17 protein-coding genes are annotated in these 25,074 nt (G+C 64.2%); 15 read left to right on the plus strand and 2 right to left on the minus strand.

Annotated elements, in window-relative coordinates:
* Window positions 1-40: 40 nt before the first annotated feature.
* Window positions 41-2,389, minus strand: a complete 2,349-nt coding sequence (locus tag ACFB49_RS14705; RefSeq protein WP_380871978.1) for a TonB-dependent receptor — start codon at window positions 2,387-2,389, stop codon at window positions 41-43.
* 539 nt (window positions 2,390-2,928) lie between these two features.
* On the opposite strand from ACFB49_RS14705, the gene ACFB49_RS14710 reads away from it, so the two are divergent.
* From ACFB49_RS14710 to ACFB49_RS14775, 14 genes are all read left to right on the plus strand, one after another.
* Complete coding sequence (locus ACFB49_RS14710) at window positions 2,929-4,572, plus strand: FAD-dependent oxidoreductase (protein WP_380871979.1); 1,644 nt, start codon at window positions 2,929-2,931, stop codon at window positions 4,570-4,572.
* Window positions 4,569-4,871, plus strand: a complete 303-nt coding sequence (locus tag ACFB49_RS14715) for a UBP-type zinc finger domain-containing protein (protein ID WP_380871980.1) — start codon at window positions 4,569-4,571, stop codon at window positions 4,869-4,871. Before ACFB49_RS14710 ends, ACFB49_RS14715 begins: the two co-directional genes overlap by 4 nt.
* Window positions 4,872-5,013: 142 nt before the next feature.
* On the plus strand, window positions 5,014-5,832 hold the full coding sequence (locus ACFB49_RS14720) for a VOC family protein (protein ID WP_380871981.1): 819 nt from the start codon (window positions 5,014-5,016) through the stop codon (window positions 5,830-5,832).
* Window positions 5,833-5,869: 37 nt separating this feature from the next.
* Entirely contained in the window at window positions 5,870-7,090 is a 1,221-nt protein-coding gene (locus ACFB49_RS14725) for a flavin monoamine oxidase family protein (protein ID WP_380871982.1), read from the plus strand.
* Window positions 7,087-8,628, plus strand: a complete 1,542-nt coding sequence (locus tag ACFB49_RS14730; protein WP_380871983.1) for a cation:proton antiporter — start codon at window positions 7,087-7,089, stop codon at window positions 8,626-8,628. The genes ACFB49_RS14725 and ACFB49_RS14730 overlap by 4 nt, the downstream gene beginning before the upstream one ends.
* Window positions 8,629-8,968: 340 nt before the next feature.
* Entirely contained in the window at window positions 8,969-10,213 is a 1,245-nt protein-coding gene (locus ACFB49_RS14735; protein WP_380871985.1) for an FAD-dependent oxidoreductase, read from the plus strand.
* Complete coding sequence (locus tag ACFB49_RS14740; protein ID WP_380871986.1) at window positions 10,210-10,641, plus strand: thiol-disulfide oxidoreductase DCC family protein; 432 nt, start codon at window positions 10,210-10,212, stop codon at window positions 10,639-10,641. Before ACFB49_RS14735 ends, ACFB49_RS14740 begins: the two co-directional genes overlap by 4 nt.
* The gene (locus ACFB49_RS14745; RefSeq protein ID WP_380871988.1) at window positions 10,599-12,293 is read left to right on the plus strand and encodes a DUF4166 domain-containing protein; all 1,695 of its coding nucleotides are present in this window, start codon (window positions 10,599-10,601) and stop codon (window positions 12,291-12,293) included. Before ACFB49_RS14740 ends, ACFB49_RS14745 begins: the two co-directional genes overlap by 43 nt.
* 195 nt (window positions 12,294-12,488) lie before the next feature.
* Entirely contained in the window at window positions 12,489-13,124 is a 636-nt protein-coding gene (gene paoA / locus ACFB49_RS14750; protein ID WP_380871989.1) for an aldehyde dehydrogenase iron-sulfur subunit PaoA, read from the plus strand.
* A complete protein-coding gene (locus ACFB49_RS14755; protein ID WP_380871990.1) occupies window positions 13,121-14,071 on the plus strand; it encodes an FAD binding domain-containing protein in 951 nt (316 codons plus the stop codon). Before paoA ends, ACFB49_RS14755 begins: the two co-directional genes overlap by 4 nt.
* A 3-nt stretch (window positions 14,072-14,074) precedes the next feature.
* Entirely contained in the window at window positions 14,075-16,264 is a 2,190-nt protein-coding gene (gene paoC, locus ACFB49_RS14760; RefSeq protein WP_380871991.1) for an aldehyde oxidoreductase molybdenum-binding subunit PaoC, read from the plus strand.
* A gap of 115 nt (window positions 16,265-16,379) precedes the next feature.
* Entirely contained in the window at window positions 16,380-18,038 is a 1,659-nt protein-coding gene (locus tag ACFB49_RS14765) for a M28 family metallopeptidase (RefSeq protein ID WP_380871992.1), read from the plus strand.
* A 434-nt stretch (window positions 18,039-18,472) separates the two neighbouring features.
* A complete protein-coding gene (locus ACFB49_RS14770; protein WP_380871993.1) occupies window positions 18,473-19,690 on the plus strand; it encodes a cytochrome P450 in 1,218 nt (405 codons plus the stop codon).
* Window positions 19,687-22,722: a Dyp-type peroxidase gene (locus tag ACFB49_RS14775; protein WP_380871994.1), complete on the plus strand. Its 3,036-nt coding sequence runs from the start codon at window positions 19,687-19,689 to the stop codon at window positions 22,720-22,722. The genes ACFB49_RS14770 and ACFB49_RS14775 overlap by 4 nt, the downstream gene beginning before the upstream one ends.
* Window positions 22,723-22,788: 66 nt before the next feature.
* Here ACFB49_RS14775 and ACFB49_RS14780 read toward each other — a convergent pair whose 3' ends face one another.
* The gene (locus ACFB49_RS14780) at window positions 22,789-24,747 is read right to left on the minus strand and encodes an amidohydrolase family protein (protein WP_380871995.1); all 1,959 of its coding nucleotides are present in this window, start codon (window positions 24,745-24,747) and stop codon (window positions 22,789-22,791) included.
* A gap of 49 nt (window positions 24,748-24,796) precedes the next feature.
* Between ACFB49_RS14780 and ACFB49_RS14785 the strand changes: the two genes are divergently transcribed.
* A complete protein-coding gene (locus ACFB49_RS14785) occupies window positions 24,797-25,018 on the plus strand; it encodes a hypothetical protein (protein WP_380871996.1) in 222 nt (73 codons plus the stop codon).
* The last annotated feature ends 56 nt before the right edge of the window (window positions 25,019-25,074 follow it).

The following is a 25,074-nucleotide window of genomic DNA, read 5'->3' on the forward strand; positions in this document are numbered from 1 at the left end:
ATGTCCGATCCCGATACGCTGGACGGATGAACGGGCTGCGTCAGAACTTGATCCTGGCTTCCGCCCCGAAGCTGCGCGGATCACCCCACTGCCGGACGGTGAACAGGCCGAGATTGATCGCGGCCGTCCAATATTCCTTGTCGGCCAGGTTGCGGCCCCACAAGGCGAACTCCGCCTGGGTGCCGCGGCCGAGATCGATGCCACCCAGCGTGATCCGACCGTCGAGCACGCCATAGGCGATGCGCTTGGTCAGCGGATCGGGCGCGATCGTGCTCTGCTGCGAACTCCGCCACGAATAATTGAGGCTTGGTGTCAGATCGAGATCGCCGATCGGGATCCGCCACTGGCCGCCAATCTGGTAATTATGCTTGGGCACCAGCGGCACGACATAGGTGTCGGTCACGTCCTCGCCCGAAGGCAGAATGAATTCCTTATATTTGGCGTCGGTATAGCCGTAGCCGAAGTTGATCAGCAGATTGTCGAACAGTCGCGCCTGCCCCTCCACCTCGACGCCGGTGAAGGTGGCCTTGCCCGCGTTGATGATGTTGGTGGTGATCAGTGTCGGCACGAACACGCCGGCCTGAAAATCCTTGTAGATGCTGTGGTAGAGCGCAAGGTTCAGGCTCAACCGTCCGTTCGCGAAGATGCCCTTGGAACCGATTTCGAACGAGGTCAGCTTTTCCGGGTCGAATGCGGTATTGAACGCATCGTTGGTCGCCGCGGTATCGTTGAAGCCGCCGCTCTTGAAGCCGGTCGCGAAGCGGCCATAAATGTTGAAATCCTGACGGATCGCGTAGGAAATGCTCGCTTCCGGTGTGAAGCGCGACCAGCTTTTCTTGTTTTCCAGCGGGCTCAGATCATAGGGCCCCGGCCCGCCGCTATCCGGTAGGGCACCGAGTGCTGGGCCGCCACTGACCGTTATCGGATTGCCGTTGGCGTCGCGCTGGAACACGCCCGACAGCGGATTGGCCGGATTGGTGGCATAGTTGTTGTAGGAGAAGAACAGGTTGCGGACGCGCTTGGTTTCCTTCGTCCAGCGCAGGCCGGCCGTCAGATCGAGCTTGTTGTCGAGCGAGGAGGGGCTCCAGGTGATCTGGCCATAGCCCGCGATGGAGTCGTTGTCCGCGCCGCGGTCGCTCAGATCATAGCGATTGTCGTTACCGAAGCGGAGCGACCAGCGCGGATTATAAACACTGTAGCTGTCGTTCATGTAGAAGGCGCCGATCGTGTAGCGGACGTCCTTGCCCGTCCCGATCGCCTGCAATTCCTGCGTGAACTGGTGATAATTATTGTCGAGCGTGAAACGCAGCAGATCATAGACGGTGCCGTCGAAATCGCTGTTGCTGCGCGTCTTGAGATTGCGCCAGGCGGTGATCGACTTGAAGGTGACGTCGCCGAGCGCCGTCGTGCCCGCATCATATTCCGCAGTGATCGCATGGCCGTTGACGCCGAAATTGCTGCGCCCGGTTGCGTCGGTGCCGATCTCATCGGGGCGATCGGTATAGATCGAGTTGGCGATCAGCGGATAGAGCGCGCGGAGCGCCGGCACTGCCGACGTTGGCGAAATCAGCCCCGGCGCGCTGAGCGCCAGCATGACGCCGGTGCCGTCATTGTCCGTGATGTCGTAGGAATAGCCGATCGAGAAATTGTCGGTCGCCTCCCACACCAGATCGGCCCGCGCAGCGAACTGGTCCTGCTCGCCGAAATGTGGCCGCGATGGGCCGGTATTGTCGTAGAAACCTTCGGACTGGCGACCGGATACGGCAAACTTCATCTTGAGCGCGCCAAACCCGCCTTCCAGCGCTGGAAGATCAACCGACATCTTCTCGGTATATTGATCATAATTGCCGATCCCGACCACGGCCTGGCCGCCGAACTCACCGGTCGGCTTGCGGGTTACGAGGTTGACGGCGCCGCCGATCGTATTCTTGCCGTAGAGCGTGCCCTGCGGCCCGCGCAGCACCTCAACCCGCTGGAGATCGACGGTGTCGAACGCAGCGCCGGTCGATTTCGACACCGGCACGCCATCGATATAGATGCCGACCGGCTGATCGCGGCCGAGGCTGGTGTCGCCGGCGGGCGAAAGGCCGCGGATCGAGATCAGCGGGCTCCAGCTGTTGCCGACCGTCTCGTTGATCTGGATGTTGGCGACGACGGTGCCGATGTTGGCGACGGTAGTGACGCCGGCATTTTCCAAACGTTGTTCATTGATCGCGGAAATCGCGATCGGCACGTCGATCAGCCGCTCTTCGCGGCGCTGGGCGGTGACGACGATATCGTCGAGCATGCCCGCGCCATCCGCCTTGGCGTCCTGCGCCAAAGCCGGCGCTGCCATCCCCCCAAAAGCGACACTGTTCATCAGAGCGATCAGTAAATTGCGGTGCCTCATCATCCCTCCTCCTGATGGCAAGAGGGATCAAGCGCCGCAGCACGCGGCGACCACCCTTACCTCCCCAGCCATGCCGCAATTTTCGCGGTCATTTTCGCACTTTGGACATGGGAGCGGTTGCCGATGCCAAAAGCGCAGCGCATCCTTGCGGATGAGCCGCATGGCAACAAGATCGCGCGGATGATCAGACTGTTTCCATGCAGGAACAATCGCAAGCAATATGCAGCCGCTGAAGACACGCTTGCCGTCCCCTGGGCCGCCCCCACAAACCAGTATCGGCATGCCTGCCAGTTAGCATGCCAAACCCTAGCGGGCTGAGGACCGTGCCCCTAAAGGTTCGGCGAGCGGTATCGCGCCGCCGAAGCGCCCCGCCCCCACCGCATTATCGGAATTATCTGGCCCATATCCCGGAACTTGCCGATCTGATCGCGCTCGCACCGGAAGCGGTGGAAGTCGAATAAATGGTTCCCATCGGTACCGGCTGGCGCAATGATAGGCGGCGATTCCTTGATCGTGGCCATTGAACTGGGAAGTCGGATGTGAGCACGCTGGACCGACGAGCCTATCAGATGTTTCCGGTGCTGGATGCAGCACAGATGATGACGGCACGACGGTTTGCCAGCGGCCCGGAACGGCATTTCGAGAGCGGTGAGAGCCTTTACGCGATCGGCGAACGGGGAGCGCCTTCATGGCTGGTGGTCGCCGGCACCGTCGATGTTCTGCGCCGCAACGGGCTGAATGAGGAAGTAGCCGTCACGACCTACAAGGTCGGGCAGTTCAGCGGCGAGATCAATCAGCTGGCCGGGCGCCCCTCAATCGCCAGAGGGCGCGCCGGACCAGACGGATGCACCGCTCTCCCATTCGATCCCGCCCATCTCCGGGCGCTGATGATCGGATCGGCCGAGCTTGGCGAGATCGTGATGCGTGCACTCATCTTGCGGCGGGTGGAACTGATCGAGGATGCCGGCGCCGGCACGATCCTGATCGGCACGCCCGGAAGCCCTGATCTTCTGGCGCTCCAGGGATTTCTCACACGCAGCGCCTATCCCCACCTGGTGCTCGACGTGGATACCGATCCCGAGGGCCGGGCCATGGTCGACCGGCTTGGCATCCTGCCCGGAGAAATGCCCCTGGTGGTCTGTCCCGACGGCGGCTTTTTGCGGAATCCTGCCGTTTCCGAAATGGCAGCCTGCCTGGGCATGGTGCCGAGTCTCGACAGCAACACGACCTATGACGTCGCCATCGTCGGTGCAGGGCCTGCCGGTCTGGCAGCGGCCGTTTATGCCGCATCAGAAGGATTGTCGGTCATCGTGCTCGACGAACGCGCCACCGGCGGTCAGGCCGGTGCTTCGGCGCGGATCGAGAATTATCTGGGTTTCCCTACGGGCATTTCCGGGCAGGCCCTGGCGGGTCGCGCCTTCAGCCAGGCGCTGAAGTTCGGCGCGGAAATGGCCATACCGCTGAAGGTGGAAAGGCTGGATTGCTCGGCCGAACTTCTGGCGATCGAACTGGTCGACGATCAACGCATCACGGCAAGGACTGTGGTGATCGCATCGGGTGCACGATATCGGCGGCCCGATGTTCCGAATCTGAATATCTTCGAGGGCAACGGCGTCTCTTATTGGGCTTCGCCGATCGAAGCGCGACTTTGTGCGGGCGAAGAGATCGCCCTGGTCGGCGGCGGCAATTCGGCCGGCCAGGCCGTGGCTTTCCTCGCGCCGCACGTGAAGCGCCTGCACCTGTTCGCGCGGCGCCCCCTGTCGGAAACGATGTCGAGCTACCTCGTCGACCGCATCGCGGCACTACCCAATGTCGAGATGCATGTCGGCAGCGAGGTCATCGCTCTGGAAGGCGATGCGCGCTCCGGCCTTGCCCATGCGACCTTCCGCAACCTGGCCGACGGGTCGACCCATCGCTGCGACTTGCGGCACCTGTTCCTCTTTATTGGCGCCGACCCCCATGCCGACTGGCTTCAGGGCTGTGTCGATACGGATGACAGAGGGTTCGTCATAACCGGCCAGGGCCCGCACCCGCTGGAAACGAGTAAGAGCGGTGTTTTCGCCATCGGCGACGTCCGCGCGGGATCGACCAAGCGGGTGGCCGCGGCCGTCGGCGAAGGGGCGGCCGTCGTCGCCCAGATCCATGCCAAGATCGCCAATTCGGCAGCAAGGGGATCATCGTGACCGAATGCCTGCACAGCGCGACCGTGAGCAGCGTCACACCGGGCTCGCGCGGATGCGAAGAGTGCCTGAAGGAAGACGGGCGCTGGGTGCATCTGCGATTGTGCCGGAGTTGCGGCCATGTCGGATGCTGCGATCAGTCGCCCGGACGCCATGCGCGGGCGCATTTCCACGCGACGGGACATCCGATCATCGAAGGATATGACCCGCCCGAAGGCTGGGGATGGTGCTATGTCGACGAAATTGTCGTCGACCTGCCTGACCAGACACCGCAAGTGGGACCGATCCCGCGATATTTTTGAATGCGTTCGACTATCAGATTTGGTCGATCGGCAGAGGCCGCCAGGATTTCGTGCCATTTTTAACTTCATTTAACTGCCGCGCCGGTCCGCTCCGTGGTGAGCATCCGCTGTTTCCGCTTGGCTAATTCAGGAGGTCGAGTCGATGATGGATGATAAGGAGCCTGACGCTGCAGGTCTGGAGCGTCGCGAGATGTTGCTGGCGGGAGGCGCCGCACTCGCGGCGGGCCTCGTCCCCGCGCCTCTTCAAGCCGCCAACCGCAACTCCTCGGCACTGGGCGCACGCCTGCAGGGCGTCCAGCATTTCGGGCTGACGGTCCAGAATATGGACCGGGCGTTCGAATTTTATACCGAGGTGCTGGGCGGGACCGAGGTGATGCGCGACGGCGACTTTCAGGGCGAACGCATCCACAATACGCTGCTGACCGATCAGGAAATCGAGGCGCGCGAGCGCGGCGTCAATCCGCGCACGATCGGCGTGCCGGACCTTCTGGGCGGCAGCCAGCGGCTCGACGTCCGCTTCGTCCAGTTCGACAATGTCGTGATCGAGCTGCTGCAATATCGCGATGCCAGCGAGCCCATGGGCGGACCGAAGAGCTTTGCCGAACCGCTCGATCACATGAGCCCCGCCTTTCCGCGGATGATGCACATCTGCTTCCACATTCGCGACGATGTCGATTTCAACCGGTTCATCCATGATCTGGAGACGGAATCGACCCGACGCGGAATGACGCAGGTCCGTGCCAACCGGGTGATGACGGTGACGTCCGAGAAGGACCGGCTGGCCGCGCCGATGGAGGCCAACAGCAATCCGATCACCGAGGGCAAATCCAATGGCTGGCGCCTGATCTATTGCAAGGGCCCCGAAGGAGAGCAGCTCGAATTCGTGCAGGCGCTCGGGCCCGTGAAGAAAACCTTCGACGATGCTCTGGCGGCGCGCCGCAAGCTGGTGGTTGCCCGGTAAGGAACCGGCCGGGCGTCACTCATCAAGCGGGAAATAGATGGCGGATCAGATCGACGTGGCAATCGTGGGAGGCGGCGCAGCGGGCATCGCCGCGGCGCGACATCTCGCGAGCCTTGGTCGATCCGTCCTGATCATCGAGGCGCTATCGCGACTGGGTGGGCGCGCCCATAGCGTCCAGCTCGGGGGGATGACGCTCGATTTCGGCTGCGGCTGGCTTCATTCGGGGGAGCGCAATCCTCTCGCCGCGCTTGCCGGGGCGAACGGTTGGACAATCGACCGCAGCGACGCGGCCTGGGGCGATCAATTGCACGACCTGCATATCACCGCAGCGGCACAGCGGGATGCATGGCAGGCTTATGAGGGCTTCGTCCATGCGCTCGCGACGAACGCGCCGCAGAGCGACCGCGCCAGCGATGCGATCCCCGGCGGTGACCGCTGGCGCCCTTTTATCGATGGACTCAGCAGCTTCATAAACGGGGTGGAGACCGACGGCCTTTCCGCCCGCGACTTCACATCCTACGACGCGGCTGCAAGCGATAATAACTGGCGCCTGCCGGGCGGCTATGGTGCCTTCATCACATCGCTCGGTGCAGGCCTGCCGATCGCGCTCGACACGCGTGTCACCGCGATCACGGAAGATAACGGCGTAAGGCTCGACACGAACCGCGGCACGCTCCGCGCTTCGGCCGCGATCGTCACCCTGTCCACGACGGTGCTCGCCCAGGGTGCGATCCGCTTTGCGCCTTCGGCCGACGATCAACTCCACGCCGCCGCCCAACTGCCATTGGGCCTTGCCAACAAGCTGTTCCTGAAGATGGCCGACCCCGACGCGGTTCCACCTGAATCGCACCTGCTCGGCCGGTTCGATCAGGCCGGCACCGGCAGCTATTATCTGCGTCCGCTGGGAAGACCGATCGTGGAATGCTTCGTGGGCGGCGCCGAAGCGCGCCGACTGGAGGATGAGGATGCGACGGCTTTTGCGATCGAAGAGCTTGGCGGTCTGTTGGGCGCCGACTTCGCCAAGGCACTCTCGCCACTGGCCGTCACCCGCTGGGGCAAGGAACCCACGATCCTCGGTTCCTACAGCCATGCGCTTCCGGGCCAAGCCGATGCCCGCAAGGTGCTCGCCCGGCCGGTGAGCGATCACCTGATCTTTGCCGGGGAGGCCTGCTCGCCACAGGATTTTTCCACCGCGCACGGGGCCTGGGACAGCGGCATCGCCGCGGCGCGATGGATAGATCGGATGCTTCCGCCATGACCTTCTTCGAAAGTCTCCTCGCACTGCTCGCGATTGCGATCCTGCTGCTTCAGGTCTCGCGGCGGACCGCCATTCCTTATCCAGCGCTGCTGGCCGCAGCAGGCGTGGCGCTCGCTCTGATCCCCGGCGCTCCCACGATCATGCTCGATCCGCATACTGCGCTGGCGCTGTTCATCGCGCCCGTGCTGGTCGATGCGGCGTTCGATTTCCCCATGGTCACCGTCCGCCAGTTCTGGCGTCCGCTGGTCGCGCTCGCGATCATCGCCGTCATCCTGACCGCCGGCGCGGTGACATGGGTGGGAATGGAGTTTGCCGGCCTGCCCTTTTTTGCGGCGCTGGCACTCGGCGCGATCGTCGCCCCGCCGGACGCCGCGGCGGCAACCGCGATCCTGAGCAGCGTGAAGATGCCGCGCCGGACGGTTTCGCTGCTCAAGGGCGAAAGCCTGCTCAACGACGCGTCGGCACTACTGCTGTTCAGCACCGCGATCCTGATCGAGCGCCATGGCGGCGTGGATGCGGCACTCGCGCTACAGGTGAGTATCGCCGTGCCCGGCGGCATTGCGCTGGGCCTGGTCCTCGCCTGGCTGATGATCCGCCTCCAGCCGCTCGTCTCCGGCACGCTCAGCGGCAATCTTCTTCAGTTCGTCATGGGCTTCGGCGCCTGGATTCTCGCCGAGCGGCTGGGCCTGTCGGCCGTCCTGTGCCTCGTCACCTTCGCAATGGTGCTCGCGCGCACGGCCGGACTGACGACACCTCCCCGCTCGCGCGTTCATGATTTCGCCGTGTGGGAGACGGCGGTGTTCCTGCTCAACGTCCTCGCCTTCCTCCTCATGGGGTTCCAGGCCCGGACGATCATCGGTGCGATGGGCCCCGATCGCCTGCGCGAAGCGGCCTGGTTCGCATGCGCGGTCGTCGCGTGCGTCATCGTCGTGCGGGTGGCCTGGGTGCTGCTCTACAATCGGCTGACCCACCGCTTTCATGTGCTCCGCGGAGGGTATCGGCCCGCAACTTTCCGTCAGGCCATACTCGTCGGCTGGTGTGGAATGCGCGGCATCGTAACGCTCGCGACCGCTTTCGCCTTGCCCGGCGATTTTCCGCAGCGCGACCTCATCGTACTGACGGCCTTTGCGGTCGTGCTGGGCACATTGGTGCTGCAAGGCCTGACGCTCTCCCCGATGGTCCGCTGGCTCGGGCTGGATGGCGAGGATGGGCTGGCGATCGAGTTGACGGAAGCGCGAGCCGACATGACGGAGGCCGCACTCGCGAGCCTGGAAAACCAGGCCGGTGCGGCCGCCGATCACTGGCGCTATGGTTTCGAGGTGAGACGCCAAGGCCTGCTGCCCGACGGTGACGGGTCCGCAGCCGAGGAGAAGCGAAGACTTGGCCTTGCCGCTACGCAGCGCAAGCGCGAGCGGCTTGAGGAACTGCGCGCCGCAGAACGCGTCGGCCCTGACGCTTTCCTCATCCTCCAGGAAGAACTGGATTTCGCGGAATTGAGCCTGCGCACCGAGGAGGAACGGCGGATCGAGGAACTTTAGCCGGGTCACCGCGGGCGACACGTGTGCTGGAGGCCCCTCAAGCCGTATTACCGAGGAACGGCGCACCGCCTGCTCCACACCTTAACTTGTCCGCCGCAACCCCACGTTGCACGAACAATGTGAATAAGGGGACAGTTCGTTCGCGCGGCGACCACATGCCCAGCGCGGCCTTGCAGATCTGCGGCAACAGGCCATCGCGCCAGACCCCCTGCTCGCGTTCAAGCTCGCCGTCCTGACCGCAAGCGCTGGCGGACGATCCAGCCGGGCTGGGCGATTGGGTCGACGTCGGTCGCCGATGCCTGCCATTGGTTGGAAAGGATTTTCGCGCTAGCAGACGCGAATGGGGCCACTAGACATTGCTATCGCTGGGTGCGGACCGGGGGGACTGGCCGTTGCACTGCTATTGAAGCGGGACGGGCACCGCGTGACGCTGTTCGAACGGTTCGAGGTACCACGACCGATCGGATCGGGCCTCATGATACAGCCGACCGGCCTCGCCGTTCTGGAGCAATTGGGGCTCGATGACGTCGTGCTCCAAAGTGGGGCTCGCATCGATCGCCTGATCGGACAGGCAGGCGCCGCCGGGCCCGTCGTGCTGGACGTGAATTATGCTGCGCTCGGGCGCCCGACCGCTTTCGGCATAGGCATCCATCGCGCGAGTCTGTTCGCGCTGCTCCATGATGCGGTGACGGCAGCCGGCGTTCCGATCGTGACGGGACGCACGGTCGCGGGCAGTGATGCGGACGGCGCGAAGCGATATCTGCGTTTCGCCGACGGTGACATCGCCGGCCCCTTTGATCTGGTTGTCGATGCGCTCGGAACCCGCACTCCACTCGCACCGCCAACGGGCCACGCGCTGACCTATGGCGCGCTGTGGGCCAGCCTTGACTGGCCCGACGGATCGAGATTCGACATGGCTGCGCTCGAACAGCGGTATCGGCGGGCGAGCACCATGGTCGGAGTTCTGCCAATCGGCACGCCGCCAAATGCCCCACGCCCGCAGGCCGCCTTCTTCTGGTCGCTGCGAGCCGACCAACTGGAGGCGTGGCGCGCTGGCGGACTGGACGCATGGAAAGCCGAAGTGCTGGCGCTCTGGCCCGCCTGCGCGCCATTGCTCGATCAGATCATCGATCCTGATCAGCTCACCTTTGCCCATTATGCGCATCGCACATTGCGGCAGGCTGCCGAACCGGCGCTCATTCACATTGGAGACGCCTGGCATTCGGCAAGTCCGCAGCTCGGCCAAGGCGCCAATATGGCGCTGCTCGACGCGTGGGCGCTCGCCAAGGGCCTCCGCGAAAGTGCGAGTGTGGCGGAAGGGCTTGACCACGCAGTCGCCCGGAGACGGCGACATATCCATCTCTATCAGTGGCTGACCGCCGTGTTTACGCCGGTCTATCAGTCCGACAGTCTGGTTCTACCTTTTATCCGCGACCGGCTCGTCGGGCCGCTGTCCAAGCTGTGGCCCGCGACCTGGATACAGGCAGCAATGGTGAGTGGACTGATCGGCAACCCGTTGCGACCGCTTGGTCTCGCCATGCCCTGCACCGAGCCAAGGACCGTGCCGCTGCGGGACGCCGCATGAGCGAGGACATCGGCGACCGAGCTGCCGTTGCGACCGAGGGCCCGATCATCGTCTTTGACGCGCTGTGCGTGCTCTGTTCGGCCAACGCGCAATTCGTGCTGCGCCATGATCGTGCCGGACGCTTCCGGCTTGCATCGATGCAGGGTACGGTCGGCGCCGAGCTATATCGCCGGTTCGGCATCGATCCGGCCGACCCGGATACCTTGATCGTGGTCGATGGCGATCGCGCCCTTCGCGACAGCGATGCGGTTTTGGCAATCTGGACCGGACTTGGCTCGCCGTGGCGACTGCTCGGCCTGCTGCGGCTCGTGCCGCGCGGCCTGCGTGATCCCATCTATCGTTGGATCGCGCGCCATCGTTATCGGCTGTTCGGCAGGCGGGACACATGCTGGCTGCCGAACCCCGAACAGGCGTCACGACTGCTTTGAGCCATATTCTCGTCCTCGGCGGCTATGGCGGTTTCGGCGGGCGTATAGCCCGACGGCTGGCCGCCGCTGGACATGATGTGCTTGTGGCGGGGCGCAATCTCGCCAAGGCGCAAGCCTTCTGCATGGATCAATCGGGGCTGACGCCGATCGCGATCGATCGCGCGGCCATCGCTGCCGCCTTGTCTGAACATCGGCCGGCTCTGCTCGTCGATGCTTCCGGCCCTTTTCAGCGGTTGGATCACACCGTGCCTGCCGCCTGCATCGCGGCCGGTGTCCATTATGTCGATATTGCCGATGCTCGCGAATTCGTCTGCGGAATTGCAGAGCTTGATGCGGCCGCAAAGGTTGCCGGTGTGACCGTCATCTCCGGCGCCTCCAGCGTCCCTGCCCTATCCGGCGCCGCAGTCCGCCAACTCGCAGCGGGCATGGAGGATGTACGGGCGGTCGAGATGGCCATCAGCGCGTCCAATCGCGCCACAGCAGGACCAGCCGTCGCCGAAGCGATCCTCGCCCAGCTTGGCCAGCCATTTAAGCTTTGGCGCAGTCGACGCTGGACCCAGCGAAGAGGATGGCAGGAACTGCGCCGCGAACATTTCGCCGTAGCCGGGGAGGCATCACTGGGCCATCGCCTGGTGGCGCTGGTCGATGTTCCTGACCATGGGCTGCTGCCGCAAAGGCTGCCGGGTCGGCCTGCCGTCACCTTCCGTGCCGGCACCGAGCTCGGATTTCAGACTTTCGCACTGTGGATCGCAAGCTGGCTGGTTCGATGGAAGTTGATATCGAGCCTTGCACCCTTGGCGGGATTATTGCGGCCGCTCCAACGGCTGACCGGGTGGATGGGGAGCGATCGCTCGGCGATGATCGTGCGATTGTTCGGCATGACCGAAGGACAGCGCGTCGAACGCCGCTGGACGCTCATCGCCAGCCAAGGCGACGGGCCGGAAATTCCTGCCCTCTCGGTACCGCCACTGGTTGCCCGCATCCTTGCCGGCCTTGAGCCGACCGGCGCCCGGAATGCTGGCCTGAGCCTAGATCTGGTGGATTATCAGCCGCAATTCGACGGACTCGCGATCCGCCATGGGGTGACCGAGCACATCCTCCCTCCCCCGCTTTACAGGCGGGTAATGGGCGCGCGTTTCGACCGGTTGCCACCCGCCGTCCGCGCGATGCACGAAGCGCTCCGCGACGGCGGAGCGCACGGCATTGCCGAAGTGACGGGACCGACGAACATTCTGGCCGCGACGATCGCATATATCGTCGGATTTCCCCGCGCCGGAACGCACGATCTCCACGTCGCGTTCGAGGAGAATGACGGCACGGAGACCTGGACGCGCTCGTTCAGCGGCAAGCGCTTCCACAGCCGGCTGAGCCAGAAGGGACAGTGGCTCGTCGAAAGCTTCGGCGTCTTCCGCTTCGGATTCGACCTGCCATCGGACGAACATGGACTGACGATGGTCATGCGCCGCTGGTGGATCGGCCCATTCCGTCTTCCATTGGCGCTGGCCCCGCGCTCGCGCGCGCGCGAATGGGAAGAGGATGGGCGTTTCCACTTCGATGTCCCGATCGCGCTGCCCTTTTTGGGCCGGATCGTACATTATCGGGGGCAACTGCATGGCGACGGCGGCAACCAAACAAGTGCAGCGCACGTTTGATACCGTCGACGATCGAAGTCGTCCGGAACCAAGGTGACCCCAATTTTCAAGCCGAGCCATCTATGACATGGTTCTGAAGCGCCTCTCGCTCTTCCAACTACGCGTCAAGGCACATCCTGATGACGGTACAATCGACACAGGATCGCGTTTCCATCACCGCAGGCAAGAAGATCACGACGGACATGGGGGCAGATCATGCAGAACGCGGAAGATCTCGAGCTCACACGCCGGACGATGCTCGTGGGTAGCGCCGCGTCGGTCGCGGCAACGGCAGCGCCGCCATCGGCTGCCGCCGAGATACCTGCCCGCAGTGCATCAACGATGGTCAAAGCCGCTTTCGAAGTGAATGGACAAAGGCGCGAACTCGAGCTCGACACGCGGACGACTTTGCTCGACGCGCTGCGCGAGCATCTCCGCCTTACCGGCACCAAGAAGGGATGCGATCATGGCCAGTGCGGCGCGTGCACGGTGATCGTCGACGGACGCAGGATCAACTCGTGCCTCACGCTCGCGGTCATGCACGAGGGCAGCCGGATTACCACCATCGAGGGCCTCGGCACGCCCGAAAAGCTGCATCCGATGCAGGCGGCCTTCATCAAGCATGACGGCTATCAGTGCGGCTATTGCACGCCGGGGCAGATCTGCTCGGCAGTTGCCGTGCTCGAAGAAATCCGGGCCGGCATTCCGAGCCATGTCACGAACGATCTCGAGGCGCGCCCCAAGATCACCAATGTGGAGCTGCGCGAGCGGATGAGCGGCAACATCTGCCGCTGCGGCGCTTATTCGAATATCGCCGAGGCCATGGCCGAAGTCGCGGGGATCAAGGCATGAAACCCTTCACTTATGAGCGCGCCGGATCTCCGGCCGAGGCTGCCTCCGCGGCCGCCCGCGTGCAGGGCGCCCGCTTCATCGCCGGGGGCACCAATCTGCTCGATCTGATGAAGCTGCAGATCGAGACGCCGATGCACCTGATCGACGTCAACGGTGTCGGGCTCGATCGCATCGAGGCGACGAGGGACGGCGGCCTGCGCATCGGCGCCTTGGTGCGCAACACCGATCTCGCTGCCGACAAGCGGGTGCGGCGGGACTATGCGGTCCTCAGCCGCGCCCTGTTGGCCGGTGCCTCGGGCCAGCTTCGCAACCGGGCGACCACCGCCGGCAACCTGCTCCAGCGTACCCGCTGCCCGTATTTCTACGACACCAATCAGCCCTGCAACAAACGCCAGCCAGGCAGCGGTTGCGGGGCGATCGGCGGATATAGTCGGCAGCTCGGCGTGATCGGCGTGAGCGATGCCTGCATCGCGACGAACCCGAGCGACATGGCGGTGGCAATGCGGCTGCTCGATGCGACGGTGGAGACGGTCAAGCCCGGCGGCGAGACGCGCGCGATTCCGATCGCCGACTTCCATCGCCTGCCTGGCGACACCCCGCATATCGAAACCGCGCTCGAGCCGGCCGAGCTGATCACTGCGGTCACGTTGCCAAAGCCGCTCGGCGGTCGCCATGTCTACAAGAAGGTCCGGGATCGAGCCTCTTACGCCTTCGCTTTGGTGTCGGTCGCAGCCGTGGTCCAGCGTGACGGCAGTGGCCGTATCGCTGTGGGTGGCGTCGCCCACAAGCCGTGGCGGGTCGAGGCGGCGGAAGCCGATCTGCCGCGCGGAGCGAAGCCGGTTGCGGCCCGCCTCCTCGCGGGTGCCACGCCCACCCACGACAACGCCTTCAAGCTGCCGCTGACCGAGCGCACGATCGCCGCGGTCCTCTCCGAAGCGAAGGGCTGAGCCATGAAGTTCGTCACGCCCGCGGGCCCCAACCCCCTCGATCGCGGCAAGGTGCTGGGCAAGCCCACCGATCGCATCGACGGCGCGCTCAAGACGACCGGCATGGCGCCTTATGCCTATGAGCGTCATGATGTCGTGCCGAACCAGGCCTATGGCTATGTCGTCGGATCGGCGATCGCCAAGGGCCGGATCGCCTCGATCGACCTCAGCGAGGCGAAAGGAGCGCCCGGCGTGCTCGCGGTGGTCAGCGCGGACACCGCCGGCCCGCTTGGCAAGGGCAGGATGAACACGGCAAAGCTGCTCGCCGGGCCCGAGGTGGAGCATTATCACCAGGCCGTGGCCGTGGTCGTGGCCGAGACCTTCGAACAGGCCCGCGCCGCGGCCAATCTCGTGCGCGTCCGCTATACGCGGGGCAAGGGCGCGTTCGATCTCGCCGCGGCGAAGGATTCCGCGACGCTGCCCGAAGGTGAGAAGGATTCGCTGATCGGCGATTTCGATGGCGCCTTCGCCGCCGCGCCAATCAAGCTGGACGCCGAATATACGACACCCGACGAAAGCCACGCGATGATGGAGCCCCACGCCACCATCGCCGCGTGGCAGGGCGACAAGCTGACGCTCTGGACATCGAACCAGATGATCAATTGGGGCAGAGGTGACGTCGCCAAAAATCTCGGCATCGCCAAGGAACAGGTGCGTTTGGACTCCCCCTATATCGGCGGCGGCTTCGGCGGAAAGCTGTTCGTCCGCGCCGATGCCGTGCTGGCGGCGCTTGGCGCCAGGGCGGCGGGCCGACCGGTCAAGGTCGCGCTCACCCGGCCGATGATGGCGAACAACACGACGCATCGTCCGGCCACCATCCAGCGCATTCGCATCGGCGCGACGCAGGACGGCAAGATCAGCGCGATCGCCCATGAAAGCTGGTCGGGCGATCTGCCGGGCGGCGGCCCAGAAACGGCGGTGCAACAGACACGCTTGCTCTATGCCGGCGCTAACCGGATGACGAAGCTCAGGCTCGCCGTGCTCGATCTGCCCGAGGCCAACGCCATGCGCGCGCCCGGCGAGGCGCCGGGCCTCATGGCACTCGAGGTCGCCATCGACGAAATGGCCGAGAAGCTGGGCATGGACCCGGTTGAGTTCCGCATCCTCAACGACACGCAGGTCGATCCGGAGGCACCCGATCGCCCCTTCTCCCAGCGCCAGCTCATCGAATGCCTGCGCCAGGGTGCGCAGCGCTTCGGCTGGAACCGGCGCAATCCGAAGCCGGGCACTGTGCAGGATGGCCGCTGGCTGGTCGGCATGGGTGTCGCCGCGGGTTTCCGCAACAATCTGCTTACCAAATCCGCCGCGCGCGTCCGGCTGGAACGTGATGGCCGCGTCACCGTCGAAACCGACATGACCGACATCGGCACGGGCAGCTATACGATCATCGCGCAGACCGCAGCGGAGATGATGGGCGTCGATCTCGATCAGGTGGTGGTGAAACTCGGCGATTCAGACTTCCCCGTCTCGGCCGGATCGGGCGGCCAATGGGGCGCAAACAACTCGACGGCCGGCGTCTATGCGGCTTGCGTCAAGCTGCGCGAGGCGATCGCGCAAAAGCTCGGCTTCAATGCCGATGCGGACTTTGCCGACGGCCACGTCGGCAGCGGCAATCGTTCGATGAAGCTTACCGACGCCGTGAAGGACGGGCCGATCTCGGCCGAAGACCTCATCGAATATGGCGACCTCCACAAGAAGTATCAGCAATCGACCTTCGCCGGCCATTTCGTGGAGGTGGGGGTCGACCGCTTCACCGGTGAGACCCGCGTGCGACGCATGCTCGCGGTATGCGCGGCCGGCCGCATCCTCAATCCGAAGGCCGCGCGCAGCCAGGTGATCGGGGCGATGACGATGGGCGTCGGCGCCGCGCTGATGGAGGAACTCGCCGTCGACAAGCGCTTCGGCTTCTTCGTCAATCACGACCTTGCCAGCTATGAGGTGCCTGTCCATGCCGATATCCCGCATCAGGAGGTGATTTTCCTCGACGAGGTCGATCCCATCTCCTCGCCGATGAAGGCGAAGGGCGTCGGCGAACTCGGCATATGCGGCGTAGGCGCGGCGGTTGCCAATGCGATCCATAACGCTACCGGTGTCCGCGTGAGGGATTATCCGATCACACTCGACAAGCTTATCGCAGGACTGCCGGCCATATAATATTGGCGGCGCAGCGCGCATGAAACTTGGCGAGGCGACCGCCGCCGTCTGCGGCACTGGACAGGCCCGACGTCTTTGATACGTTCCGCCATTCATCGTCTTGAGGGGGCTATTCTTGAAACTTCGTTCCGCTTTGGCGGCCACGCTGCCGCTCGCCATTCTCGCATCGCCGCTTTCTGCGCAGACCCAGCCGACCGATCCCGCCTTCACCGCCGAAGGGGTTCGCTCGATCGTGCGTTTCCTGTCGGACGATCTGCTGGAAGGCCGCGATACCGGAAGCCGCGGCCATGAAATCGCCGCCCGCTACGTCGCCAGCCGGTTCGAGGAATACGGCCTGAAGCCGGCCGGAGACAATGGCACCTGGTATCAGCGCGTCACCCTGCAACAGACCAGCCCCACCGAGACGCCCGGCACCGTCACTGTCACCGGCCCGGCGGGCCAAAAGGCGTGGAAGCATGGCAGCGATGTCCTGATCGGCCTCAGTGCCAGCGAAAGCCATCTGGATATTTCCGCGCCGCTGGTCTTCGTGGGCTACGGGATCGAGGACAAGAAGCTCGGTATCAACGATTATGCGGGGCTGGACGTGCGCGGCAAGATCGTCGTCGCGCTGCGTGGCTTTCCCAAGGGCATGCCCAGCGAAGAGGGTGCCCATGTCAGCACCACCAAGCGCGAAGCCGCCCAGGCGCATGGCGCCATAGGCATGGTTTCGGTCGGCACGCTCTTGTCGATGAAGACCGTGCCGTGGGCGAAGATGGTGCACTTCTCCGACGAACCCGAATTCACCTGGGTCAGCCCCGAAGGCCAGCCCTTCAACGAGGCGCCGGCTATCCGCGCAAGGGCCGGGCTGAACGATCCGGCGGCCGAAGCGGTGTTCGCTGGCGCCCCCAAAACACTGGCCGCCATCCGTGCGGAGGCCGACAAGGCAGGCGGTCGGCCGAAAGGTTTCGCGCTGAAATCCACCATCCGCATCCAGAATGATAGCACCACCAGGCGGGTCACCAGCCCCAATGTCGTTGCCGTTCTGCCCGGATCCGATGCGAAGCTGGCGGCCGAATATGTCGTGCTGTCCGCCCATCTCGACCATATAGGCATCAGCCCGGCCAAGCCCGGCGACAAACCCGACAGCGATCGCATCAACAATGGTGCGCTGGATAATGCCGCCGGCATCGCCACCATGCTGGAAGTGGCCCGCGCGGCGGCCGCGTTGCCGGTGAAGCCGCGTCGCTCGATCATCTTCTTGGCCTCCACCGGCGAGGAGAAGGGCCTGATCGGCGCCGATTATTATGCGCGCCATCCCAGCGTGCCGATCCGTTCGATCGTCGGCAATGTCGATCTGGATATGCCGCTGCTGCTCTATCCTTTCACCGACGTCACCGCTTTCGGTGCGGATCATTCGTCACTGGGGCCGATCGTGGCCGGCGCGGTGGCGCCGATGGGCATCAAGCTTTCGCCTGATCCCATGCCCCAGGAAAGCATCTTCGTCCGTTCCGACCATTATATGTTCGTGAAGCAGGGCGTGCCGGCGGTGTTCCTGGCGACCGGTTTTGCCAATGGCGGCGAAAAGGCGTGGGGCGAGTTCCTCGGCGGCAATTACCACCACCCCGGCGACGACATGACCCAGAAGATCGACTGGACCGCGGGCGCGCGTTTCGCCGAAGCAAACTACCGCATCATGCGCGCCATGGCTGACGCCGACGCACAACCGCTCTGGTACGCGAAGGACTTTTTCGGCGACACATTCGCCCCCACCAGCCCCCGCGCGCCCAAGCGCTGAACCTGCCGGGCCGGCAGGCTAATCTGCCGGCCCGCCGACTTGTCGGAGTAGCGTTGCGGACCGCGGTTCGTCCGCGTCGCGCTGATTGCAGGGCACCCGGCAGCATCAGCGATTGGAAACCGCTGAAATGACGACCGGCTCCATGACCTTCCCTGCCTCGACTGCATAATCGCGCCTGAAGCTGGGCCGTTCGACGGTGCCGGTCGGAAGATGCACGACCGATCCTGGTTCGACAGTGTCGGCCGCAGCTTTTACCTGCAGCTCACCTACAAACTCGGAGAAAGCCCTCTCTAACTGGAGCGACGCCAGATTTCCCCTTCCCTCGACGCCGGGAGGGGAAATTTAAGGGCGATGACCACCGACCTCCGTACAGTTGTCGCTCGACTCTGACGTCCCAATCATAAATATTTGGGCGGGGCGATGGGGTGGCCAGTGTGTCCGAGCCAGTTAGCCACGCGATGGAAGACGTCAGAACGCCCGCGCGCGGCTTCGCTCCGCTTGCGGCGCTGCTGACTGGCCAACGCCTTCCTGCGATCGCCGCAAGACTTGGTATTGCCCTCGCCCGGCGGCGCGGACGGCCCTGGCGGCTCTTCAAGACCGTGATCGTGGCGCGCCACGCCGATGTTGCCGAAGCGCTGCGCCGCGATGTGGATTTCATCATCGCGCCCGTCAACGAGGCGAAGATCGAGGCAGTCAACGGCCCGTTCGTGCTGGGTATGGATCGATCCGACCGGCTGGAGCGCGAGCGCCACGCCCTCTACGCCGCATTGCAAGAAGTGGATGTCGCAGCCCTGGCGGCGCGGATGCGCGAACGCATGAACAACCGCCTGGCGGGGCTGGGCGAGAATTTCGACGCGATCAGCGACTATGCCCGGCCACTCGCCGCGGCAACGGCGATGGACCTGTTCGGCATCGCCCCGAAAGACGAGGCACTCTTTGCCGAGGTTGCGCGGGCGATCTTCGCGCACACTTTCCTGAACCCAGGCAATCAAAAGCCGATCGAGCGCCGCGCACTCGCCGCGGCTCCCATCCTGCGCCAATGGCTCGGCGACGAGATCGCCGCCCGGCGCCGTCGTGGCGAGACGGGGCAGGATTATATGGGTCGCCTCCTCGCCCGTGCGGATCTCGACGATGACGGTGTGCGACGGACATTGGGCGGCATGCTGGTCGGCAGCATCGACACGACCGTCACGGCCTTGGCCAAGATCCTGATCGTCGCCGTCAACACTCCGCCACTACGGAATGCACTGGCCTCTGCGTGGAACAGAGGCGAGGACATATATGGCCTCTGCCTTGAAGCGCTGCGGCGCTGGCCGCATAACCCGCTCGTCCTGCGGAACGTCGCGGCCGACACAAAGCTTGCCGGAACGACTGTCCGTGCCGGCGATCGGGTGGCGCTCTGGACGCAAGCCGCGATGCTTGATCCCGAGGCATTCCCGGACCCCGGCCTGATCCGCCCCGATCGGTCGTGGGGAAGCTATCTCCATTTCGGCGGAGGACTCCATCCTTGCGCGGGGCGACGTATCAACGCGCAACAACTCCCGTTGCTCGTCGGTCCGTTGCTCGCCCGGGGGGTGCGCCGCAACGGCGCGCTCCGCTGGGCCGGACCATTTCCGGATCATCTCCCCATCAGACTTGCGGAGCCTGCATGACCGTCCAGTCCATGGTCACGATCGTCGCGCCGATCCCGCGCCCGGCTGTCGTCGAAGCGCGACGGCTGATCGAAGCGCTCGGCAACCCGGCGACGCCAGCAATCCGGCAAGCGATCGCACCGGATGTGGAGAGTGCCTTCCTCCATTTTGCCAGCCTGCATGCGATCGAAGGCAGCGATCAGACATCGGGCTTTCTGGTGCTGGAATTCTCCGCCGACAGATCGCCCGCCGAAGCCATACGCCTTGTGGCAACCCGGCTAGGCGAGGCGCTGCGCCCGATCTTCGCGCTTTCCCCCGATTGGCGTCGCAATGACGATGCCGAGATCTTCATGACCAACCACCGCGTCGAGATCGGCCATCGGATCTTCGACACTGTCGGCCTCGCCTTCTGCGGCACGCCGGGCAAGTCCGTCCCTGTCATCGACCAGGAGGAGCGCCTGGCGCGGCGGATCGCGACATTGCTGGAACGGCAGCCTGCCGGCCTCTCGCCGCTCAGACGCCTCCATGATGTGCGTCGCACGCTTGGCGACGATGAACGCTGGCAATGGGCACTGGAGCCCGCATCGCCGCCGATTGCCGCTCCGGCCTCCCAGCCGACGACCGGCGACAAGATCCGCGCGCTCGCTGTTCCCTTTCTTACTACCTTCGCCTGGCCGCTGCTGCTTTTGCTTGTGCCATTGGGGGCGTGGCTGCTGTGGCCCGAAAGCTGGGTCTGGCAGGCGCATCAGCCGATGGCGGCCGGCGATTGGGTGCGCGCCGCCATCCAGATCCTCTGGTTCGTCTTCAAGATCCTGTGCTTCGCTGGCGCGGGTCTGGCGCTTGCGCTGGCACTGTCCTATTTCGCGCTCCGCCGCGCCGAGAAGAGCGACTGGCTTTCGGAGCGCGCGCCTGACGCCCAGGAACTCGCGGCGATCTTCGCCCGCGAAAATGCCGACGGCCATGTCCAGAACCACATGGTGTCGCACACCGTGCTCAAGCCCGGACTGCTCCGTAAACTGACGGTCCGGCTGGCCTTCTTCGCGATCTCAAGGCTCACTGCGCTCAATCCCAAGCCGGGCCATCTGAACGATATCGGCACGATCCATTTCGCCCGCTGGATCAACCTGCCGGGCACGCGCGATTTCCTCTTTTTCTCCAACTATGGCGGCAGCTGGGAGAGCTATCTCGAAGATTTCATCACCAAGGCGCATCAGGGCCTGACCGCGATATGGTCGAACACGGTTGGCTTTCCCCACACGCGCAACCTGTTCGCCGATGGCGCGACCGATGGCGAACGCTTCAAGCGCTATGCGCGCCAGTCGATGCTCCATACGCCCTTCTGGTATTGCGCCTATCCGCGACTTACGACCGCCAATATCCGCACCAACAGCCTTATCCGCCGCGGGCTGGCCTCTGCCATGAGCGAGGATGAGGCGGTGCGGTGGCTGGCCCTGTTCGGCTCCATGCCGCGCCCGAAGGACAAGCTGGAGACGACACAGATCCAGAGCCTCGTGTTCGGCGGGCTGGGCTTCAAGCCCTATGGCGAATTCGTCACGATCGAACTTGGTGCCGACAGGAGCGCCAATCGCGCCTGGCTTACAGCCGCGATGCCCGACATCGCCTTCAACGATGGCCGTTACGCCCAGGCGCCCGCCGTGCTGACTTTGGCGGCAACCGCATCGGGGCTGGAGAAGCTGGGGCTGCCGCCGCAGGGGCTTGCCACCTTCCCGCACGCCTTCACCGCGGGCATGGCTGGGCCGGGCCGCGATCGCATCCTCGGCGACATCGGCGAAAATGCGCCGGAAAACTGGTGGTGGGCAGATAAGGGCGCGGACCTGGCCTTGCTGATCTATGGTGACAGCGATGATGCGGTGGCGTCGCTCATGAGCCGGATCGAAACGCTTTGTCAGGTTCATGGCGGACGGTTCGGTCATCAGATCCGGCTTACGCCCGTCGGCAAGACCGTCAGCGACCGCATCGAACCCTTCGGCTTTGTCGATGGCGTGTCGCAGCCGGCGATCCGCGGCACCTATCGAGGCCTCAGAAATTCCGACCCGATCCATCTCGTCGAACCGGGCGAGTTCGTACTCGGTTATCCCGACAATCGCGGCAACGTGCCCCCGGGGCCGACACTCGACGCGAGCTTCGATGCGGATCTGAGACTGCCGATTGCCGGTCAGGACCAGGGCTTTTCGGAGTGCATCGCGGAAAATCCCCGGATGATCGGGCATAATGGCAGCTTCCTGGTGATCCGGCAGCTCGAACAGCATGTCGATCGTTTCCAGGCCTATTGCGAGGCCGAAGGCGAGCGCCTCGCCCCGCATGTTGCTGACCTGCCGCTCGATCACGAGCGCGGACTTGCCGACTATGTCGGCGCCAAGCTGATCGGCCGCTGGAAGGACGGATCGTCGCTGGTCCGCTTCCCCTATGTCTCCGCCACCCGCCTCAAGGAACTGGTCGGCAATGACCCCAGCGAAGGCGCCGCGCGGCCCGAGGCGAACCCTGCGAACGCCCTGGCGACTGCCATCCAGGCGGCCTCCCCACCCGCACCGGCGTCACCGGCAGAGAAGCGAGGCGCTTCGCCGATCCGCCCCGACAATGATTTCCTGTTCGGCACCGAGGACCCCCAGGGTCTGCGCTGCCCCTATGGTTCGCACATCCGCCGCGCCAACCCGCGCGACAGCCTCGACCCCGGCTCCAACGAGCAGATCACGATCACCAATCGCCACCGCATCATCCGCGTCGGCCGCGGCTATGGGGGCACGGTCGATCAGCCCGCAGGCCTGATGTTCATGTGCCTCGCCGGCGATATCGAGCGGCAGTTCGAGTTCATCCAGCAGACCTGGATGGGCAGCACAAAGTTCCACGGCCTAGATGTCGAGACCGATCCGATCGTGAGCGACGGCCAAACCGGGCGCTGCGGGTTCACGGTGCCGACGCGCGCTGGCCCCATCGCGCTCAACCCCATGCCGCAATTCGTCACCATGCGCGGCGGCGGCTATTTCTTCCTGCCCGGCAAGCAATTGCTGGATTGGCTTGCCTCGTCGCCTTGAGCGCTTACGGCTCAAGGCGGCGATATTTGGCGACGGCTCGGGAAAATCCTGAATGGGCCGGGATTGCTATTTCGGCACTCCATTGAGTCCGCTCGCCTGGCGGAGCGCAGCCCCGTCGAGACGATAACCATCCAGGAAGACAGTCTGGACATGGCGAAGATTAGCAAGGTCCTTCGAGACATCGCCATCCACCAGGATGATATCCGCTGTCTTGCCAGGTTCGATCGAGCCCGTGCGGTCGAACATTCCGGTCATCCGGGCAGGGATGATCGTCGCGCTCTGAAGCGCCTCCGCGTTGCTGAGGCCCGCCTGCTCATACAGTTCGAGTTCGCGCACCAGTTCCAGGCCATACCCGTCCGTGCCCGCGACAACCGTGACCCCGGCAGTGTGCAATCTGCCGACAAGATCGACCATCTTGCGGAAGCTTTTGCGGAAGTCGTCTCGCGTCAGCCCGTCGAATAAAGGATAGCCGCCGATCTTCCATCCGCGAACGACCGATGCCGGCGCGACATCCGCGAAGGGCGCATACGGGGGTGAAATCGCGCTGCCGTCCGACGTCAACGATGGCTCCCAGACCGTCAATGTCGGGTCGATTATCGAGCGTCGCTTAGCCAATTCGGCATAGAAGGCCTTCATCTCGGGCGAATCGAGGTCCACGTCCTTGCCATATTTGGCAGGCCCTTCCAGCCGCGCCGCGGTATTGGCCTTGTCGACCACATCCTGCGGCATCGCCTGCATCATGATGAAGTTGATATGCGTCACCTCATCATAGCCGGCCCGGACAGCGTCCAGCGGACGCATGCCCGCAGGGACATGGCCGAGCACGTGAAGCCCCAGCTTATGCGCCTCGGCCGCGGCCGGTGCGATCCAGGCAGGGTTCATCGACGTGTAAAACTTCACGCCCCACAAGCCTGCCGCCTTGATCTTGTCGACGGCCGCAACGGCTTCTTCTGCCGACGAGACGGCGAGCGCACCCTGGGCCGCCAGCGGGTCCTTTCGATCGATGATGACGGCAACCTTGCCATCAGGTGCGATCAAGTCGCCCGCAGCACGCCGTTTGAAAATATCCTGCGCGTCCTCGATGGTCGATCCGGGGCTGCGATAGTTGGTGATCCCGGTCGCGACATTCTGCAGCAGATTCCAGTCATCTCCGCCGACGTGCAGGTGCGAATCCCACAGCCCGGGCGTCAGCGTCTTGCCGCGTCCGTCGATGACGGTTGCCCCCGACGGCGCCTTGATAGACCCGGCCGCACCCACGGCGGCAATCTTCCCATCGACGATCAGTACCGCGCGTTCCGGCAAGTATTGGCCCGTCGTCGAATCGAACATCAGGACATGATCGATAAGCGATGGCGTGCGATTGGCAGGGACCAGCATTTTGTGGGCCACGGCGCGCACCATGGCGGCAGTTGCCTTGTCCTGAACGTCCTTCAGCTTCGGACCATTGGCCTCATAGCCTTCCGGCAGGAGCGAGATCGTGCCCGCAATCCCGAAATATTTGTTGTCACCGTCAAGCCAGACCGGTGACGGCGCGAAGCCATAACCCTTGATGAAGGCGAGCTTGACGGTCTTGGCTCCCCGCGGCCCCGCGAGCTCGACGGATTCTCCGATCGTGATGCTGGCGTGGCCTGTCGGCAACAGATCGATGCCCTTGTCGCCTGCAGTGACCAGGGCCTCGACATCTCGCTCGGCAGCCAGAAGCGGACCGCCATATGTGTTGTAACGCTTGCCAGCGAACGGTGCCGAACCTGAGTCGACTGCAGTCTTCCACCGCGCGGTGCCATTTGCGTCGACCGTGAAGTCTTCGGTCGCATCGCCGGAATCCGTAAAGCCCCGGATCGCGATCGTCGTAGCGCGGCCGTCATTGCCAACCGTGATCAATTCATCGGTCTCGGTGATCCACCCGCGCAGCGACATCGACATACGATAAGCGATACGGCCGTCCGGCATCGTCCACGACCAAATGTCGCCATGCTTTGCCGCGGTCGAACTGATCACGAAGTGGCGCGCGCCAGCGGGCGGCACCAGAAGTTGCTCCTTTGCCATGGGCGCCGGAGGATTTGCAGGCGACACAGTGGAGATCATCGATGCGCTGGCAAGCAGAACCGCAACTATCATCCGACGCATCATGTTCCCCCCTTTGAATGGCATCAGCCTGACAAACCACACCAAATCGCGCAACTGGAAGTTGATCGGCTATGCACAAGCGGCAAGCGCGGCGCCTTTGGCTGGATTGACGAATGCCTGCCTGATCACCGCACCGCCTGCACCGGTTCTGCACATTGCGTTCATCTGATCCGGATAGCTGCCGGATCAACGCTCCACATGCCCCCGCGATGATTGGCTTCACCA

The organism is Sphingomonas sp. DBB INV C78 (genome assembly GCF_042693015.1).
GTDB lineage: Bacteria > Pseudomonadota > Alphaproteobacteria > Sphingomonadales > Sphingomonadaceae > Sphingomonas_E.

What these genes read in the sequence shown, in the direction of transcription:
- ACFB49_RS14705 (WP_380871978.1), bottom strand. Translation starts at nt 2,389, where the DNA reads ATGAGGCACCGCAATTTACTGATCGCTCTGATGAACAGTGTCGCTTTT.
- ACFB49_RS14720 (WP_380871981.1), top strand. Translation starts at nt 5,014, where the DNA reads ATGATGGATGATAAGGAGCCTGACGCTGCAGGTCTGGAGCGTCGCGAG.
- ACFB49_RS14725 (WP_380871982.1), top strand. Translation starts at nt 5,870, where the DNA reads ATGGCGGATCAGATCGACGTGGCAATCGTGGGAGGCGGCGCAGCGGGC.
- ACFB49_RS14730 (WP_380871983.1), top strand. Translation starts at nt 7,087, where the DNA reads ATGACCTTCTTCGAAAGTCTCCTCGCACTGCTCGCGATTGCGATCCTG.
- ACFB49_RS14735 (WP_380871985.1), top strand. Translation starts at nt 8,969, where the DNA reads ATGGGGCCACTAGACATTGCTATCGCTGGGTGCGGACCGGGGGGACTG.
- ACFB49_RS14740 (WP_380871986.1), top strand. Translation starts at nt 10,210, where the DNA reads ATGAGCGAGGACATCGGCGACCGAGCTGCCGTTGCGACCGAGGGCCCG.
- ACFB49_RS14745 (WP_380871988.1), top strand. Translation starts at nt 10,599, where the DNA reads ATGCTGGCTGCCGAACCCCGAACAGGCGTCACGACTGCTTTGAGCCAT.
- paoA (WP_380871989.1), top strand. Translation starts at nt 12,489, where the DNA reads ATGCAGAACGCGGAAGATCTCGAGCTCACACGCCGGACGATGCTCGTG.
- ACFB49_RS14755 (WP_380871990.1), top strand. Translation starts at nt 13,121, where the DNA reads ATGAAACCCTTCACTTATGAGCGCGCCGGATCTCCGGCCGAGGCTGCC.
- paoC (WP_380871991.1), top strand. Translation starts at nt 14,075, where the DNA reads ATGAAGTTCGTCACGCCCGCGGGCCCCAACCCCCTCGATCGCGGCAAG.
- ACFB49_RS14775 (WP_380871994.1), top strand. Translation starts at nt 19,687, where the DNA reads ATGACCGTCCAGTCCATGGTCACGATCGTCGCGCCGATCCCGCGCCCG.